General features: G+C 37.8%; 11 protein-coding genes. 10 read left to right on the plus strand and 1 reads right to left on the minus strand.

What is annotated here, in order from left to right:
- The 10 genes from ESZ48_RS18680 to ESZ48_RS18720 all read left to right on the plus strand — a co-directional run.
- On the plus strand, positions 1 to 5826 hold a 5826-nt coding region (locus ESZ48_RS18680; protein WP_129019029.1), incomplete at its 5' end, for a T9SS type A sorting domain-containing protein.
- 1366 nt (positions 5827 to 7192) lie between these two features.
- Complete coding sequence (locus ESZ48_RS18685) at positions 7193 to 7399, plus strand: hypothetical protein (protein ID WP_129019030.1); 207 nt, start codon at positions 7193 to 7195, stop codon at positions 7397 to 7399.
- A gap of 1154 nt (positions 7400 to 8553) precedes the next feature.
- On the plus strand, positions 8554 to 8727 hold the full coding sequence (locus ESZ48_RS19415; RefSeq protein WP_190246310.1) for a hypothetical protein: 174 nt from the start codon (positions 8554 to 8556) through the stop codon (positions 8725 to 8727).
- Positions 8728 to 8985: 258 nt separating this feature from the next.
- On the plus strand, positions 8986 to 10890 hold the full coding sequence (locus tag ESZ48_RS18690; RefSeq protein WP_129019031.1) for a tetratricopeptide repeat-containing sensor histidine kinase: 1905 nt from the start codon (positions 8986 to 8988) through the stop codon (positions 10888 to 10890).
- A gap of 6 nt (positions 10891 to 10896) precedes the next feature.
- Entirely contained in the window at positions 10897 to 11565 is a 669-nt protein-coding gene (locus tag ESZ48_RS18695) for a response regulator (protein WP_129019032.1), read from the plus strand.
- 610 nt (positions 11566 to 12175) lie between these two features.
- A complete protein-coding gene (locus ESZ48_RS18700; RefSeq protein WP_129019033.1) occupies positions 12176 to 12538 on the plus strand; it encodes a BlaI/MecI/CopY family transcriptional regulator in 363 nt (120 codons plus the stop codon).
- 2 nt (positions 12539 to 12540) lie between these two features.
- Positions 12541 to 15168, plus strand: a complete 2628-nt coding sequence (locus ESZ48_RS19625; protein ID WP_129019034.1) for a M56 family metallopeptidase — start codon at positions 12541 to 12543, stop codon at positions 15166 to 15168.
- Between the two features lie 12 nt (positions 15169 to 15180).
- Positions 15181 to 15735 carry a hypothetical protein gene (locus ESZ48_RS18710; RefSeq protein ID WP_129019035.1) on the plus strand — a complete coding sequence of 185 codons (555 nt, stop codon included), beginning with the start codon at positions 15181 to 15183 and terminating at the stop codon, positions 15733 to 15735.
- 7 nt (positions 15736 to 15742) lie between these two features.
- Positions 15743 to 16879, plus strand: coding sequence for a tetratricopeptide repeat protein (locus tag ESZ48_RS18715; RefSeq protein WP_129019036.1), 1137 nt, complete (start codon positions 15743 to 15745; stop codon positions 16877 to 16879).
- A gap of 190 nt (positions 16880 to 17069) precedes the next feature.
- Positions 17070 to 17543, plus strand: a complete 474-nt coding sequence (locus ESZ48_RS18720) for a hypothetical protein (RefSeq protein ID WP_129019037.1) — start codon at positions 17070 to 17072, stop codon at positions 17541 to 17543.
- Here ESZ48_RS18720 and ESZ48_RS18725 read toward each other — a convergent pair.
- The gene (locus tag ESZ48_RS18725) at positions 17540 to 18418 is read right to left on the minus strand and encodes an outer membrane beta-barrel protein (RefSeq protein ID WP_129019038.1); all 879 of its coding nucleotides are present in this window, start codon (positions 18416 to 18418) and stop codon (positions 17540 to 17542) included. The two genes, ESZ48_RS18720 and ESZ48_RS18725, sit on opposite strands and share 4 nt — an antisense overlap.
- Positions 18419 to 18442 lie beyond the last annotated feature (24 nt).

The raw sequence follows: 18442 nt of genomic DNA on the forward strand, positions 1-18442 counted from the left end.
GCGCAAGTTATCACTCAGGATATTAGTATTGATTTGGATGCCAATGGCGACGCCAGTATTATTGCTGCACAAGTGGACAACGGTTCCAACGATGCCTGTGGTATTGCAAGCATGACAGTGGTTCCAAACACATTTAGTTGTTCCAATATCGGTGCCAATACGGTTACTTTAACGGTGGTGGATAACAATGGCAATAGCAGTTCAGCAACTGCAACGGTTACGGTAAATGATGTTACTGTGGCGCAAGTTATCACTCAGGATATTAGTATTGATTTGGATGCCAATGGCGACGCCAGTATTATTGCTGCACAAGTGGACAACGGTTCCAATGATGCCTGTGGTATTGCAAGCATGACAGTGGTTCCAAGCACATTTGATTGTTCCAATATCGGTACCAACACGGTTACTTTAACGGTGGTGGATAACAATGGCAATAGTAGTTCAGCAACTGCAACGGTTACTGTAAATGATGTGACTGCGGCACAAGTCATCACTCAGGATATTAGTATTGATTTGGATGCCAATGGCGACGCCAGTATCATTGCTGCACAAGTGGACAACGGTTCCAACGATGCCTGCGGTATTGCAAGCATGACGGTAGTTCCTAACACGTTTGATTGTTCCAATATCGGTGCCAACACGGTTACCTTAACGGTGGTGGATGTCAATGGCAATAGCAGTTCAGCAACTGCAACGGTTACGGTAAATGATGTGACCCTTGCACAGGTCATCACCCAAGATATAAGTATTGATCTCGATGCCAATGGCGACGCCAGTATTATTGCTGCACAAGTGGACAATGGTTCCAACGATGCCTGTGGTATTGCAAGCATGACAGTGGTTCCAAACACATTTGATTGTTCCAATATCGGTGCCAACACGGTTACCTTAACGGTGGTGGATAACAATGGCAATAGCAGTTCCGCAACTGCAACGGTTACGGTAAATGATGTGACTGTGGCGCAAGTCGTCACTCAGGATATTAGTATTGATCTAGATGCCAGTGGCGACGCCAGTATTATTGCTGCACAAGTGGACGACGGTTCCAACGATGCCTGTGGTATTGCAAGCATGACGGTTGTTCCTAACACGTTTGATTGTTCCAATATCGGTGCCAACACGGTTACCTTAACGGTGGTGGATGTCAATGGTAATAGCAGTTCAGCAACTGCAACGGTTACTGTAAATGATGTGACTGCGGCACAAGTCATCACTCAGGATATTAGTATTGATCTTGATGCCAATGGCGACGCCAGTATTATTGCTGCACAAGTGGACAATGGTTCCAACGATGCCTGTGGTATTGCAAGCATGACGGTTGTTCCAAACACGTTTGATTGTTCCAATATCGGTGCTAACACGGTTACTCTAACGGTGGTGGATAACAATGGCAATAGTAGTTCAGCAACTGCAACGGTAACAGTAAATGATGTGACCGCGGCGCAAGTCATCACCCAAAACACAAGTATTGATCTTGATGCCAATGGCAATGCAAGTATCGTTCCTGCAGATGTGGATAATGGTTCCAATGATGCCTGCGGTATCGCAAGCATGACAGTAACACCAAATACGTTTGATTGTTCAAACATAGGTGCAAACACGGTTACTTTAACGGTGGTTGACTTGAATGGCAATAGTAATTCAGCAATGGCAACGGTAACCGTAAATGATGTGATCGCGGCGCAAGTCATCACTCAAAACATTAGTTTAGATCTTGATGCCAATGGTGGCGCAAGTATTGTTCCTGCAGATGTGGATAATGGTTCCAGTGATGCATGCGGTATTGCAAGTATGACGGTAACACCAAACACGTTTGATTGTTCAAATGTTGGCGCAAACACGGTTACTTTAACGGTAACCGATGTGAATGGTAATGTCAGTTCAGCAACGGCTAATGTCACCGTAAATGATATTACTCCGGCCATAGTCATTACCCAAAACACAAGTATTGATCTTGATGCCAATGGCAATGCAAGTATCGTTCCTGCGGATGTGGATAATGGTTCCAATGATGCCTGCGGTATCGCAAACATGACGGTATCACCAAACACCTTTGATTGTTCTAATTTAGGAATGAACACAGTTACCTTAACGGTAACGGATGTGAATGGGAATATCAGTTCGGCAACCGCAGTGGTTTCTATTTCGGATAACACCGCTCCTGACATTGTTTGTGTGCCAGATGGCACAAGAGATACAGATCCAGGCCAATGTACCTATACGATTCAAGGTGCTGAGTTTGATGCTATATTTACAGACAATTGCAGCTCTGGGGTTATTACCAATAGTATCAACGGGACAGCAACCTTAGCGGGTGAAGTCTTTATGCAAGGCGCGACTGAGGTCACATGGATAGTTGACGATGGCCATGGACAAACAGCATCCTGCACAACTACGATAACCGTTGAAGATAATGAAGCACCAATTGTTGACTGTATCAACATACAAGTACTGTTGGATGCCTCTGGCAATGGAACTATCACTGTAGCAGATATTAATAATAATTCTACCGACAATTGTGGTATTGCCAGTATCACGTTATCACAGACCAGTTTTGACTGTTCTGATATTGGTGGGGATTTAGATGAACTGATCATCTCAGAATATAGTGATGGCACTGGAAATAATGATTGTATAGAGATCTACAATGGCACAGGCAATCCAATTAATCTTTACGCTGAAGGCTATACGCTTAGATTCTATTACAATGGCAGCACATCCTATACTCAAGTGCCATTATTGGGTACGGTTGCAGATAGGGAAGTTTATGTTGTTTGTAATCCATTTGGTCCAGGAGCCATGCAAGCCGATCAAACTGGTAATTTCGGTTTTGATGGTAATGATGCGATAGCGCTTACTAAAGCGGGCAACGCTATTGATGTTATTGGTCAAATTGGTGTGAATCCAGGAACAGGATGGACTGTAGGTTCTAATTCGACTGCGGGTACTACCTTGGTCAGAAATAAGGACGTGTTATATGGCAATATCAATGATATTTCAGGTATTAGTTCAGAATGGACGCAATATGCCCAAAATAACACCTCTAATTTAGGATCACATGAGATTGAAATCGCTGATTTGGCAAAGAATGTCATCTTAACGGTAACAGATACCAGTGGCAATGTTTCCACATGTGAAGGTAATGTAACGGTGATTGACAATATTGCGCCAGTAGCCATGTGTCAAAGTGTAACCATTCAACTTGATGCCAATGGGGTGGCAAGTGTCACCGCTTCTGAAGTTGATAATGGTTCCAATGATGCCTGTGGTATTGCAAGTTTAGTTTTGGATCAAACCGATTTCACTTGTGCAAATCTTGGCGATAACACCGTCATCTTGACGGTTACTGACAATAATGGTAACAGCTCAAGTTGTGAGGCTACCATAACGGTTGAAGACAACATTGATCCAACTGTGATGACTCAAGATCTGACCATTCAGTTAGATGCTAATGGCAGTGCAAGTATTACACCGGCAGACATAGATAATGGTTCTATTGATAATTGTGGTATTGCAACACAAACCGTCACACCTAATTCGTTTGATTGTTCCAATGTTGGTGTTAATACAGTAACATTAACTGTAACGGATACCAGTGGCAATGTTTCTACGGGAATTGCTACAGTAACTGTTGAAGATAATGTAGCGCCAATAGCGATTTGTAAGAATATCACTGTGGAATTGGGGATTAACGGCGAGGCTACCATAACCGGTGCCGATGTTGATAATGGTTCGAGTGATGCTTGTGGAATAGCGTCCTTAGACGTATCGCCTTCCGTATTTGGATGTGCTGATATTGGTGCCAATACAGTAACCTTAACCGTAACTGATAATAATGGTAATGTCTCTACTTGTAGTGCAACGGTAACGGTAACAGGTATTGTTCCGGTGGTCACGATTTCACAAGGTCCACTTCCTGAATTTTGCCAAGGGGCCGTACTCGTGTTAACAGCTGAAAGTGATGAGGATTTTGGGTATTTATGGACAACAGGTGAAACCACCCAATCCATAGAAATACCAGGAAATGGCACCTATGGTGTTACCGTAACCTCATTGACCAACTGTTCAACCGAAGCTGAAATCACCATAACAGGCTTTAATGCAGGTGTTTTAGTGTCTTCATACACCATAATAGCTTCTGAAAAAGTGGAGTTAAAGAACAATGTTATCGTGCAAACTGGTGGTGTTGGGGTAACGAAGGCTAGCGGAGAGATCAAAATTGAAAAAGCAAGTCATATTGTTGGTTTGGGTCAAGCAAATAAGATTGAAATCAAACAAGGGTCTTCAGTAGGCACTGCAGTATATCAACCTGCAAATCCAACCATTCCTGCGTTTGTTTACAATGGTTATTCAAGCAGTAGCAGCCCTGATGTCCGCGTGAACAATAATCAAACACTGACATTATCAGGTGGCGTTTACAATAAGGTTGAATTAGAAGAAAATGCGACTGTTCTTTTTACTGCGTCAAACGTTTATATCAATGAATTGAAGACCAAAAAGAGTGCGACAATAGAATTTAATGGGTGTACCAATGTCTTCCTCAATAAAGAATTTAAGCTCGATGATAATGGGGTGTTTAATTCAAACGGATATATGGTTACTGTGTATATTAATGATGACTTTGAAGTTAAGAAAGGTTCTGATTTTACAGGTCGCGTACACACCAATAATCATGATATAGAAGTTGAGGGGCATAATAGTAGTACCACTTATATGACTGGGTTGTTTATTGGTAAGAAGGTTGAGGCTGATAAAAATGTGGTTTGGAATGCAGATCAGTACTGTGATCCATGTCCGATTGAAGCACCGATAAATAATGGTGGATCAGAACCAATCACTGACTATACCATCATTGCTTTTGATGAAGTGCATTTGCATGGTGACAATATTGTTCAAACAGGCGGTGTGGGTGTTACAAGACATAAAAAGAAAATCAAATTGCATAAAGATTCCCATATAACGGAATTCGCTAAAGCATCACAAATTCAAGTAAATGGAGGAAGTTCTATAGGTACTCGCATTCTTTCGCCTGCGGATCCAATCATTCCGTTGTTTGTTAAAAACGTGTATTCCAATAGCAGTAGTCCAAATGCCACGATCAACAGTGGACAAACAGTAACCTTAACGGGTAGTGTTTATGATAAAGTGGATTTAAAAGAAGGAGCCACAGTTATCTTTGCTCAGTCGAATGTGTTTATCAATGAGTTGAAAACACGCAAATATGCTACAATTAAATTCTCAGGATGCACCAACGTCTTCATCAAGAAGGAGTTTAAATTAGATGATTATGGTGTGATCAACCCAGAGACAGATGGGCATAAAGTTGTCTTCCATGTAGATGATGATGTCGAAATTGATAAAGGTTCGGTTGTTGTAGCCAGTATTTATGCTTACAATGATGAGATTAAGGTAGATGGTAGTAGTTCAGATCCTGTGAGCATGAAAGGCTTGTTTATAGCCAAAAAAGTACATGCCCATGAAGACGTCCTTTGGAACAAAGATACCTCAGGCAGTCCTTGCCCTGTAATAACACCAACCGCTCAAGCTCCAGTAGCTCCTGAAGTTGGAAATAGGAGCATAGAACTCATCTCCGTTAAGGCGTGGCCAAATCCATCAGATACAGTGTTCAACTTAAGATTGATAACTGAAAACCAAGTGGATGTTGTGTCTATTTTAGTGTTTGATTCGAACAATAAACTGGTGCATTCAAGTACATTCCGACCAGAAGCGGTCTATCAATTTGGTAATGAACTTGAGAGTGGTGTTTATATTGTAAAAGTCTCTCAGGCAGGAAGTAATGCTTATACAAGAGTGATCAAGTTTTAGAGATTGGAGATTCATTTAATAACCAAAGCCCTTCATTATTGAAGGGCTTTTTATTGGTGTATGGTAAAGGTTTTTATATTTGGAGCGCGTTGGCTGTAACAGATTCATTTCTTTGGGTAGGATTGATAAAACAGAAGACTTTAATAGTATTGATGTGTTATCTTTAAGACTTCAGGTGCCACTAATCTCGATTTAAGTGAATAGCATACTTGACGGATATTGGGCTGCTTTATAAATGCCATAGCTTTGGGCTATTTTAAGGGGCACTTAGTATGATGTTAATAGGTACCTAAATCATACAATTTTTAAAGGGGTCGAATAAATTTTACTCAAGCCGTTTGGATTGTTTTGAACATAATTTTTAATATCTAAAATATTCTCAAACTTTTTAGGTGTACTCGGTTCCTGTCTGCTTGTAAAATATAGGACCTGATTTTCCTTATCATAAAAAGGACAATACTCCATTTATTTTGTATTTATGGGTAGGACCATATTTGTTGCTTTCTCATGCGCCGTTTTTTTGTTTTTGAAATGTATAAATCCCCGCTGCCACACTTGATATTCGATTGTTTTCAGCATATAAGCTAAGTAGAATTACAAGAACATCAGTTTTGTATAAGACTCAATCTTCTTCATAAAACCCCTTGTCAACATCGAAGGTGAAGTATTCCCAATATTTAAAATTGAATGAATAAGAAGACGCAAATCCAGTATTTATTTGACCAATATTTTCATCGAAAATCTAGAGAATCTCCTTTTTGAGTTCATTCAGTCCAACCCAATCTATTTCCCGTTTGATATTATCAGGTTTCGATATGAAAAATAGCTCCGTCTTTCATTTTTTAATTAAACATAGCGGCTCGGCTATGCGCAGTGCTGGGCCGGCACCCACAAGTCTTTCCGGCACGCAACAGTAATAATCTTTTTGTTTGGTTTTATCTTGTCCCGCGTAAAAGCAAATTTCAAAAGATTTTAAGGTGCCCGATGTGGCGCCTTAATCCCCGTCTCGCGGACTTACGCCTGCATTGTATATAGCTATTGTGCCTGTTGCACATCAGCCATTTTATTAATGAATATACAGAATTTTGATAAGGTTAAATTGTTGATTTCCTTATTTTTAGGTTTGCGAGGCAAAGAGCCATGTCAAGAAAAGTTGTTCACCCCATTTTTAATGAGTGAACGAGTTCCTCAGCACAACTTTTATCGACAGCTCAAAAGTGTCCTTGATCTAGATCACCTCTACAGACTGACTGAGCCGTTCTATGGAAGATGCGGTCAGAAAAGTATGATCCCGTAGTGTTCTTTAAACTGTGCCTGGTCTATTATTTGGAAAACATCATCGCCGACAGAAAGCTCATCCGGCATTATGTGTCTGGACATTCTGTTCTTTATAGGTTACGTCATCGAAGATGAACGACCCTGGCATTCCATTATAGGCTGGACGTACCAGTTTTTTTCCGAGTATATAATTGAGGAGGTCTTTTTTGAAAAGGGGATGGTCAGCGGCCATATGCAGACCATAGATTCTGCTCCGATTAAGGCCAGCACTTTGATGGATAGTTTGGAACGTTGAATAATCGTTGTTGAATTTTCATCAATTTCCAGTAATTCTTGTTCTAAATTTCGTATAATAGTTCTAAATCCATATATCTATTTCCATTTTTAGGAGATTATAAATAGAGTCATTATTGAATAATATAAGGAATTTTAGGAAGATGACACCTTATAATTAATTTAAGAAAGAGTTTATAAAAAGCGTGCCTAACTTTAATAACTTATTGATTTACATTATTTTGAGAGTTGTCACATATCTCAAACCATTAAATTTTCATGGCCTGCAAGGAAAAAACGCAAGTAGTGATTGAAATTATTAAAATTGGTTTTGAAGTACAGCAGTCTGGATATGAACGCCGATGATATAATGATAATCCAAAATTGGAATACTAATAAATTTCATGAAAATATTTAACTACTTTATTGATATTAAGCATTGTTAATTGATACTATTTAGTATTTTTGCAGCAGACGAATAAAATTGGACCATAACCCATGTGTTTAAGGTCAAAAATCGTCAACATAGACAAAGAGATTTATCAAGAGTGTTGATATGGTTGGGATAATTGATTCAAGTTCGAGTCCCGTCCAGACCGCAATAATGCTAAGAAGCTCTAAAGAAATTTGGAGCTTTTTTTGGCAAGATTCCCATCGTCATGGGAACAAGAAGATGTTGTGTTGTTTCCGAAGCAATTCGGAACGTAGTGATACCAAAGTAATTTGGTATTCCGATGAGAAGCTTTCCTTTTCTGTTTTTAACAGGATCGGGATGCTTTTTTGTTTTGGGGTGGTTTGTTATTTTCGCGAATTTCAATAATCACATCAACTACAGTTGTTTACGTTAATTTTCTCCTGTTTTTAACGAAAAATCAGATCATTTTATGCAGTTCATCTGATTTAATGATCTTTTATCCCTTAATAATTTTGTTCATAACTTTTTTGTAATATATTTGTCACTCTTAGATAAGCCCCTAAACCAACTTCTTCTAAGAACATCTTAATCCATTTTTTACAAGGAGTTATTGCAAGTCCTATTTTCCCTCGACATTAAATTGCAATGCTAGAGCTTTTTTTTGCTCAGAAATTAATAATCCATTCTTCCCTCGAATGGCATTTTATATGCCCAATTATTAATTAACTAGAATAGTAAATAACCCCCTAAATTGTAATTAAATGAAAACTTTAAAAATTACTTTATTACTTGCCTTATTTTTAATGGTATCTAGCCAAACTGACCAAGCCCCTTCGCAAACTAAATCTGAAGCAACTAAGTACGAGCAGTCCAAAACACAATTTGATTTGATGGCGCACTCAAGAAATGGGATTCGAATTCCTACCCAAGGATAATTTCGTTCACTTTTAAAAATATAAGCCCTTATTTTAATTAATAAGGGCTTTACGTGTTGGCTTAAATTAAACGGTATAGATTGAGGAAATTATTATAAATTTGGAATCATTCCAAAAAATCATGCCACCGTGTTCAGGTTAAATCTTCTAATTGCTCTTTTACTTTTTTTAGGTGAACAAACGTATTCACAAAAAAAGTTGGCCTCGCCCGAATACCATAGTATCCTAAAATTTCAAGTGCTTAGTAAAAGCAATAAATTGTCTCTAGAGGAACAATTTGCTTATGCGAAAAAGGCAGTCACGTATGCAAATGCTTTGAAAGTTGATTCCGTCACCATTAAAGCAAATCATAATTATTCTTTGCTCTGCATTTATACCGGTGATTTCGGCGAATTTAAAAGGATCAACTTCAAAACACTAAAGCTTTCAGAGTCAATCAAGGATTCTTTGGCTATGGCCATTGCCAATCATAATTTGGGGTGGTTCCATCATCAAAATAGGGTTCAAAATGACAGTGCTTATTATTATTACTCTAAAGCCTATAAGATTTCTGAACAGTTGGAGCTTACGTCGCGTCAGGTAGAGATATTAATAAACATTTCTGAAATCCAAGGCATAGAAAAAGATTATATAGGTAGTGAAGAGAGTGCGATCAAAGCCATAAAATTGGCTGAGCATCTTCCTAAAGACGAGTATATGATGGATAGTTTATGGCTACTCTATACCAGGCTCGGTACAGGAGCTAGAATCATCAAGATTTTCGATAGGGCCCTTGAATATCATGAGAAAGCTCTGTTGATTGCCAAAAGTATGAAAGACGGCGTCTTATTATGGCTATCTTCAGAAAATAATATGGCTCATGTATATAAGGAGATGGGCGATTATAAAAAGGCATTGGCGCTTTATGAAGGTATTTTAGACCATAAGGAATTATTTGATTTAGAGCCTGAGTTTTATGCCTTAGTTCTCGACAATGTGGCCTACGCAAGGTTCCTGAATGGAAGTGACAATTTTGAGCAATTGGAGCAGATGTTTGAAAGAGCATATTTTATTTCTGACAGTCTCAACGATCCTGTGAATATGCTCAATGTGACTATTGATCTTTCACACTTTTATAAAGCTCGTGGCCTGCAAGACAAAGCGTTAAAATATGCCGAAGAATCTTACCAATTGGCAAATGACATTTCATCTAACGACATCCTTTTAGAATCTATGGTCCTGCTGTCTGAACTAAAACCCGGAGAGGAAGGTAAAGTTTATTTAAAAGAGCACATCAAATTAAGTGATAGTCTTTTGGCTTATGAACGGAGCATCAGAAACAAGTTTGCGCGCATTGAGTTTGAAACCGATCAAATAGAATTGGAAAATGAGCGGATTGCCGCAGAGAAGATGTGGTGGTCCATTAGTTCCATTGTGCTTTTGGTAGCGGCTATACTAGTATATATTATTTTTACACAACGCAACAAAAACAAAGCGTTGAAATTTAAACAAGACCAGCAAGCGGTCAATGAAGAAATTTATAACTTAATGTTATCGCAACAGGATAAAGTTGATGGTGCAAGAGCTGAAGAGAAGAAACGTATTTCGCAGGAATTGCATGATGGTGTTTTAGGTCGGCTTTTTGGTACGCGGTTGAGTTTGGATAGCTATAATGCTAATGAAGGAGAAGAAGCAGTAAAGGTGAGATCAAAATATATTTCCGAACTAAAGACCATTGAAAATGACATTAGAAAAATTTCTCACGATTTAAGCACCGATTTTGTATCGGGTTCTGGATTTATGGATATTTTGAAAGAATTGATTGAGAAACAAACCGAAGCCTATCAGCTGGAATATGATTTTGATTATACAGACGATATCAATTGGGACCTTGTTTCTAATAAAACTAAGATCAATATTTACAGAATGGTACAGGAATCGCTCCAAAATATCTACAAGCATGCAAAAGCTAAAACCGTCAAAATTAGCTTTAAACTAAAAAAATCTGTAATTTGCTTCAACATCGTTGATGATGGTGTTGGCTTTGATCCAAATAAGAGCAAAAAAGGCATCGGCATAAAAAACATCAATACAAGAGTCACGGAACTCAATGGAACGGTGGCATTCCATTCAAAATTTAATCAAGGCACAACCATAAAAGTAAAAATCCCCTATACAACCTAAAAACCAATGCAGCACATTCATATATTAATGGTAGATGACCATCCTATCATAATTGAAGGTTACCAGAATACCTTGATGGCATCCAAGAAAGAAAATCAAATATTACGAATCGATACGGCAAATGACTGTGACACTGCTTATGAATTGTTACAGCGTGCCGCCAATGAAAAGCATTATGACATTTGCTTTTTTGATATCAGTTTGCCCAGTTCTTCTGATGGTAAAATGACTTCAGGAGAAGATCTCGCAAAAATGACACGCGATATCATGCCCAATGCCAAAATAGTTATTTTAACAATGTTCAATGAGTCTTATCGGGTGCATAGCATTATCAAACAAATTAATCCTGACGGATTTTTAATTAAAAGTGATATGACCTCCAGTGAATTGGCTGAGGCCTTTCAGCATATCTTATCTTCACCACCTTATTATAGTAGTACCGTTAGTAATTTTTTGAAAAAATCGGTTACTACTGATATTTATGTTGATGATATCAATCGGAAGATTCTACATCTTTTGTCCCAAGGTATTAGGACGGTGACTTTAAGAGAACATATCAATTTATCCATGAGTGGTATTGAAAAACGCAAAAAGCAGCTCAAGCTTTTGTTCTCCGTAGAGGATGGAAAAGATGAAACGCTTATTGAAACAGCAAGAAAAAAGGGGTTTATTTAAAAATAAATGTTAAATTTTTGGTTTTATTGCACTTTCGAGAATTCTTCAAGACCCTACTGCAATTAAATTCTACGGTTTTACCACAACAAGTCTACGGTTTTACCGTAACAAAATGTCAAATCTCTTTTCTATATTTGAAATGTCAACAATAATTAATTAATCCCTCTAAGTAATTTGTTGAATTAATAGCAAAAAAAGTAAAAAACCTAATAATTGACCGTCTGGAAAATTATTAGGTTTTATTAGTTCAACCCCTGTCTGCCGACAGGCAGGCAAATCCCAAAATCGTAGCGCATTGAGATTTGTTGGTTTAACTAATCCCGCTTTTTTTCGGGATCCAAACCCAGAACCCAATAGCGAGGTCATTGTATTTTAATCCCCCATACGGATCTATAAGTCAAAAATCTTTTCCTTTGGATGCGCGCCGAAACTCCAAACCTTTTATTTCTTTTTTAACTTCCAAGAATCTTTTATAACTAAATAATTAGTTTGAACTAATATTTTAGTTATATTAGCATCATTAAGTTAGTAGATTACAAAATTTCTATCTGCTTAATCATAATGAAAATCACGTTTAACTAAAGGATTCCTGCCTTCGCAGGAAATAGATATGAAACAACTAACAAAAGCCGAAGAAGAGATCATGCAAGTGCTATGGCAATTGCAAAAAGCTAACGTCAAACAAATCATTGACGAATTGCCCGAACCAAAACCAGCCTATAATACGGTATCTACCATTGTGCGGATCTTGGAAAGCAAAGGTTTTGTGGATTATGAAAAAAAGGGCAAGGGACATGTATATTTTCCGTTGCTGGCAAAAACGGACTATAGCAATCAAAGTATCAATATGCTGGTCAATGATTATTTTCAAGGCTCGTTTAAGAGTATGGTGTCTTTTTTCGTTAAGAAAAATGATTTGAGTTTAAAGGATATGGAATCGATTTTGAAGGAAATCAATAAAAAAGACGCCTAGCTATGTTACACTACATTTTACAAACCGTTGCGTTTCAAGTGTTCTTTTTGATCATCTACGATCTGTTTTTAAAGAACGAAACCTTTTTTAATTGGAATCGTGCGTATCTGATCGGTACGGCATGCTTGTCGTTTATTTTGCCATTTCTGAAATTTGAGAGCATTAAAGCCATCGTTCCAGAACCTATGGTCATCCGATTGCCAGAAGTCATCATTGGAGACGTTTCGCCAACATTTGACAATACTATATTGGTAATGGGATCCGAACAGATTACAGAACAAGCAGCAAGTTTTTCTTGGACCTATGTTTGGATTGCTGGAATGGTATTGGCGGCATTTATTTTAGCTTACAAAATTATTAAGATCGGGAGAATGTTTTATAAAAATCCGCATCGTTGGCAAGGTGATGCCCTGATTGTGTTTTTAATGAATAGTAGCGCAGCCTTCTCTTTTTTCCATTATATCTTTTTGGGAACTGATATTTCAGCTGAAAAGAAAGAACATATCATGCAGCATGAAATGGTGCATGTCAAAGAAAAACACAGTTGGGATTTATTGGTCTTTGAAATCCTGAGAATCGTGTTTTGGTTCAATCCGTTAATTTATATGTATCAAAACAAGCTTTCCAATTTGCACGAGTTCATCGCCGATGCAAAAGCTGTAAAGTACAAAGGCAAATCGGCCTATTATCAAAGTTTGCTGTCTCAGGTTTTTGAGACCCAGCAAATATCCTTCATCAATCCTTTTTTCAAACAATCATTAATCAAAAAACGAATCGTCATGTTAAGTAAATCAAAATCAAAACAGATCCATCTCATTAAATATGCCTTATTGGTCCCTATGGTTATGGGCATGTTGATGTACACTTCGTCTTATGCGAGTGAAATTAAAGATCCTTTTCCAGTGTTTCAAAAAGAAGTTTTGAATCAGGAATTGACATTTCCAGAGTTAGTGGAAAAATATTACAAGGAAATTATAGGATTAGAGGACGCACCAGATGACTTTTATAAAGCCTATAAAAACTATGGTGATATAGGTGAGAATTACATACAAAGCGAACAGGAGGTTGCTAAAGCACAGGCTTTATTAAAGTATGAATTTACAAAATTAACTGAGAAAAAGAAAGCTGTTGGATTAAACGAGGATGAGGAGCGCAACTTGGAGCATTACGGATCAAAGCAACCAACCTATGAAGAGTATCTTTCATACAAAGAATCAGCTCAAGGGAAAAATAATTGGGAAAATTCATCGCGAGATGGAGAATTGCGTTTGGTGGTTGCTGATATGAAGAATTTAACTGAGTCAGATAAAAAACGCAGAGCTGAAAAAACAGACTTACTTGTTAAAGGTGGCATTTATAATAATTTAAAAATGACGGATGGTAAAACGACTATTAATTTGGATATGGATAAAAATGTTTCCACGATCATCGACAATATTAAGATAGAGAAAACATCATCCGAGGCTAATGACATTGAAGTGCCTTATGCCGTAATAGACCAACCGCCGTTATTTGAAGGTTGTGAAGCATCTGGATCTAAGGATGATGATAAAAGATGTACCTCTAATATGATATCGCAGTTTGTTAATAAAAACTTCAATGTGGATTTAGCAACTGCATTAGGATTGACAGGCAGACAACGCATCAACGTTATTTTTAAAATTGGTAAGGACGGTAAGGTTAGAGACGTCATGTCTAGAGCGCCTCATCCGGGTTTGGAAGCAGAAGCTATTAGAGTTATTAAATCCATGCCAGATTTTACGCCAGGTAAACAAAGAGGAAAAACCGTGACGGTGCCTTATAGCTTGCCAATTTTGTTTCAGGTTCAAGATGATGCTCCCGGAACGAATATAAATAATAGTGGTGAACCTTTTGTAGCCCTTAACGAAATCGTATTATATACTGATGGTAAAGTTGCCTCATCCAACCAAGCAGATAAACAGTCTTCTTCTTATAAAATGTCTCAGTTTGTTACTAAAAACTTCAATACTAGCATAGCTAAAGAGCAGAATTTGACTGGAAAACAACGTATCCATGTAATTTTTAAAATTGATGCTAACGGAAAGATCACCGATGTGCAGGCGAAAGCACCACAGGCAGCTTTGGAAACAGAAATAAAAAGGGTAATCAATGCCATGCCTGATAATTTACTTGGAAAACAAAAAGAGAAAGACGTTAGCGTCTCTTATAGTTTACCAGTTTTGTTTGTTGTTCCTGGGGATACTCTAGAAACAGACCAAAATAAATCTATTGATGCCCAAGAAGAAAATATTGAAGTTCCATATGCCGTTGTGGATGAAGTACCTGTATTTCCATCTTGTGAAAGTTTAGAGTCGAATAAAGATCGTAAACAATGTACATCTGATAAGGTGTCGCAATTTGTCAATAAAAACTTCAATACCAACTTAGCCAAAGAATTAGGTTTGACTGGAATGCAACGACTTACGGTTATTTTCAAAATTGGAGAAGATGGTTATATCACTGATATTAAAGCAAGAGCCGCTCACCCTGGATTGGAAAAAGAAGCCATTCGTGTGATTGAAGCCTTACCCAAAATGATTCCTGGAAAACAGAAAGGTAAAGCAGTAGTGGTTCCTTATAGCATTCCAATATTATTTCAAGTACAATAATTCGATCTCAATATGATTAAAATAGTGCTGTTTGTTCTTTTTCCTTTAGGTGTTTTTGCTCAGCATATAGATTATGAAAGTATGTCCGATGACCAACTTCAATACGCCCTTGAAAAGGAACTGTTGGAGATGGAAAGTAGAGGCGCAACACCGCCATTGATTTTTGAAAAGTTTATCGTGGAGACCGATCAATATATTATGTCTCGTGATGCTTATTACCGATTTGTGGTTCATTTGAATTATATGGCAGATAAAATGTTGGCCATGAAAATGCAAAATGGAGGTGATCCTGCAAGCGATCTTGAAATGGTTAAAAAACTGAAAAATCAAAAGACGTATCAGGAATATGTCAATTACAGAAAAACCGATAAAGCTAGGGAACACTGGGAGAACAGTACCCAAGATGGCATTTTGAAATTGGTGGTGGGTGATCACGAACAATTCACCGAAGCCGAACAAAAACGTTATGATGGCTTAATCATTTTACTGAATCGAGACCCATATTTTACCTATTTGAACATTACTGATGGCAAAATCACTAAAAAGATTGTGCCCAATACCAATTAAGAGCCTCATGATTAAATTCTGTACCTTTTTAATAATTGCGTTGCTCACATGGTCCACACAAGCGCAGGACGCTCTCTTAAAGCGTGCGGACAGCTTGTATGTCCATGGTAACTATTCTAAAGCCATTGAGGCCTATAAAACCTATGCCCCACAAGACCTAGTCTATGAAAAGATGGCTAAAGCTTATCTGGCTTTAGGCAATTATGATTTGGCTTTAAAAAATTATGACCATGCACTCAATGCTTTCCCAGAGGATGCGCTCATTAAGTATGATTATGCCAAACTGCTTTCCAGAAGCAAGAAACTTAATGATGCTGCGGTGTTGTTTAGTGAATTGGTGTATCTCGATTATAGAAATCCAAATTACCATTATGAGTTGGGTTTGGTTTTTGAAAAACAAGGCGATTCTACCGCCATGGACAGATTTCAATCGGTTTATGAACTCGATCCCACCCATCAAAAGGCCATCGCCAAAATTGCCAGGTATTTTTTAGTGAAACGAAAACATGAGGCATCCCTTCGATACATCAATACGGGTTTGGAAAGCTATGCCAACAATGTTGAACTTATCAACTTAAAAGCACTGAATTATTATTGGAAAGAGGATTATAAAGAAGCTTCCGTATGGTTTGATCAATTATTGGCTTTGGGTGAGAACTCTCAGTTTATACATGAAAAACTGAGCTTTTGTTATGCAGAGCAAACCCTATATAAAAAAGCGATTGATCATGCAAATTTGGCAGTGTCTTTTGACCCAAAAAGTGCGACCAATCTTTATATTTTGGGTCAGTTGTATGAAAATATTAACGATTATGCTTCCGCGGAAAAGTGGATTTCCGAGGCTTTGATCATCATGGATCAGCCATTAAACGCCGAATACACCAAATTGGCCACCATTTTAAATTTGCAGGGAAAGTATAAGGAAGCCATTGCCGCCCTACAAAATGCAATTAAAGAGGATCCACAAGACGAGATGGCACAGTTCTTTTTGGTGCGGACTAAGGATGAATACTATGCAGATAGGGATTCTAAAATTAAGGTCTATGAAGTGTTTAAGGATAAGTTTCCTAAAAGTGTTTATATTCCCTATGCCAATGGACGTTTGAGAGAGTTAAAGGATGAGAAATTCATGAAATCTGAATGAGCCTCATTTGCTCCCACCAGTGGGGTTTAATATCCCGAGATTTGTTTCGATCTAAAAGACAATTTCTTATGCAATCCTGATAGGCTTGCCCTGAGGTTTTTGATTCTTGAAATAAAATAGGTAAAGGAACTACATCGAGTGAATTTATTCTCTAAAAAAATTGTACTTTTCAGCTTCAGTACTCTATGAAATGAAGCCATTATTACTTGTTTTTTTTATCCTACTGACCTCTTGTGATTATTTTCAATCCAAAAAAGTGTCCACCGAACAACTTTTGGAAGAGGAAATGCAAGCTATCAATTGGAATGACGTGGATGAGTACCCAACCTTTTCTGATTGTGATGCGGCAACTACCAATCAAGAAAAAAAAGTCTGTTTTGAAAACCACCTTCATGAATTGCTCACGTCTCATTTAGAAAATCAAAAAATTGTAGTTACTGAAGATGTTTCGGATACGGTGCTGTTAAAAATTCACATTGATAAAACTGGACAATTTTCAATCCGGAACATTGATATGGACTCCATAACTAAAGCTCAAATTCCACAATTGGACAGCATTTTAAGGCATAGTTTTGATTCACTTCCAAAAATTTATCCCGCCATTAAACGCAGTCAGCAAGTCGCTACCGAATTTAGTTTACCGGTTATCGTCAACATTAATTAATTGACTTTAAACTTTAGTCCGAGAGTGATATCCGAGGAGAAGTTACCTTGATTTTTAAAAAAGACGGCGAAAATCTGATTGTAACTCAGATTGGCATAGATGCTATTGCTCAGCTTTAGGTCCGCACCCAATCCAATAATGAGCGGTAGATCAAAAGCCGTTTCATCAAGATATTCAGTTTTGGTCATGTCATTATCGTCTGTATAAGTGATAGTGGCCTTGGTGAAATTCAGGGTGGCGAACTTTGCATCACCGTACAAACTAAATCGTGAAGTTTGAACAAACCGATAACGATATCCTAAGGAAAGCTCCGTCGTTTTATATTTGAATGCGTCTGCTTCAGTCACATGTCGCAACTGTAAATAACCTGAATGTCTATTGTTGGCACCACCTAACATTTCGATTTCTGCACCAAACACAGCCGACTTTTCATTCTGAGGATTCCTCACAAACGGACTGTTGGTAATCCCTCCAAAAACACCCAAGTGGAAGTCGGGTTTGAACTTGGAGTTCATAGAAACATAATCCGGATTCACAGCCCTATTAAATTGGTCAATAAAACGCGCTAAGCTTGGTAATTTCAACTTGACTTTGGATACATCTATGGTGTTGTTGGTGAGTTCTTTTAAGGTTGATTTATACTGCTCTTGATAAATATGATCAGCATTTTTAGTGTTGATCAATTCTGATAGTTGATTGTCCTGAGTTTTTATGAAATAACGATAATGGTCATCAATAATATTCCAAAGTAAACCCAAAGTGCCTTCAGCGGCAGTTTTTAATTGAACAGATTTGCCATCAACAGTGTAGGTTTCTTGGGCACCGACCAAGGAGTAGCTGAATAAAAAAATTGCAATGAGAATTGATTTTTTCATAAAACAGGAGTTGGATTCATGTAA

The sequence above is a fragment of the Gelidibacter gilvus genome (genome assembly GCF_004115975.1).
Classification (GTDB): Bacteria; Bacteroidota; Bacteroidia; order Flavobacteriales; family Flavobacteriaceae; genus Gelidibacter; species Gelidibacter gilvus.

Coding starts and splice junctions, on each gene's coding strand:
- ESZ48_RS19625 (WP_129019034.1), top strand. CDS start 12,541: ATGTTACACTACATTTTACAAACCGTTGCGTTTCAAGTGTTCTTTTTG.
- ESZ48_RS18695 (WP_129019032.1), top strand. CDS start 10,897: ATGCAGCACATTCATATATTAATGGTAGATGACCATCCTATCATAATT.
- ESZ48_RS18720 (WP_129019037.1), top strand. CDS start 17,070: ATGAAGCCATTATTACTTGTTTTTTTTATCCTACTGACCTCTTGTGAT.
- ESZ48_RS19415 (WP_190246310.1), top strand. CDS start 8,554: ATGAAAACTTTAAAAATTACTTTATTACTTGCCTTATTTTTAATGGTA.
- ESZ48_RS18685 (WP_129019030.1), top strand. CDS start 7,193: ATGTGTCTGGACATTCTGTTCTTTATAGGTTACGTCATCGAAGATGAA.
- ESZ48_RS18710 (WP_129019035.1), top strand. CDS start 15,181: ATGATTAAAATAGTGCTGTTTGTTCTTTTTCCTTTAGGTGTTTTTGCT.
- ESZ48_RS18700 (WP_129019033.1), top strand. CDS start 12,176: ATGAAACAACTAACAAAAGCCGAAGAAGAGATCATGCAAGTGCTATGG.
- ESZ48_RS18725 (WP_129019038.1), bottom strand. CDS start 18,418: ATGAAAAAATCAATTCTCATTGCAATTTTTTTATTCAGCTACTCCTTG.
- ESZ48_RS18715 (WP_129019036.1), top strand. CDS start 15,743: ATGATTAAATTCTGTACCTTTTTAATAATTGCGTTGCTCACATGGTCC.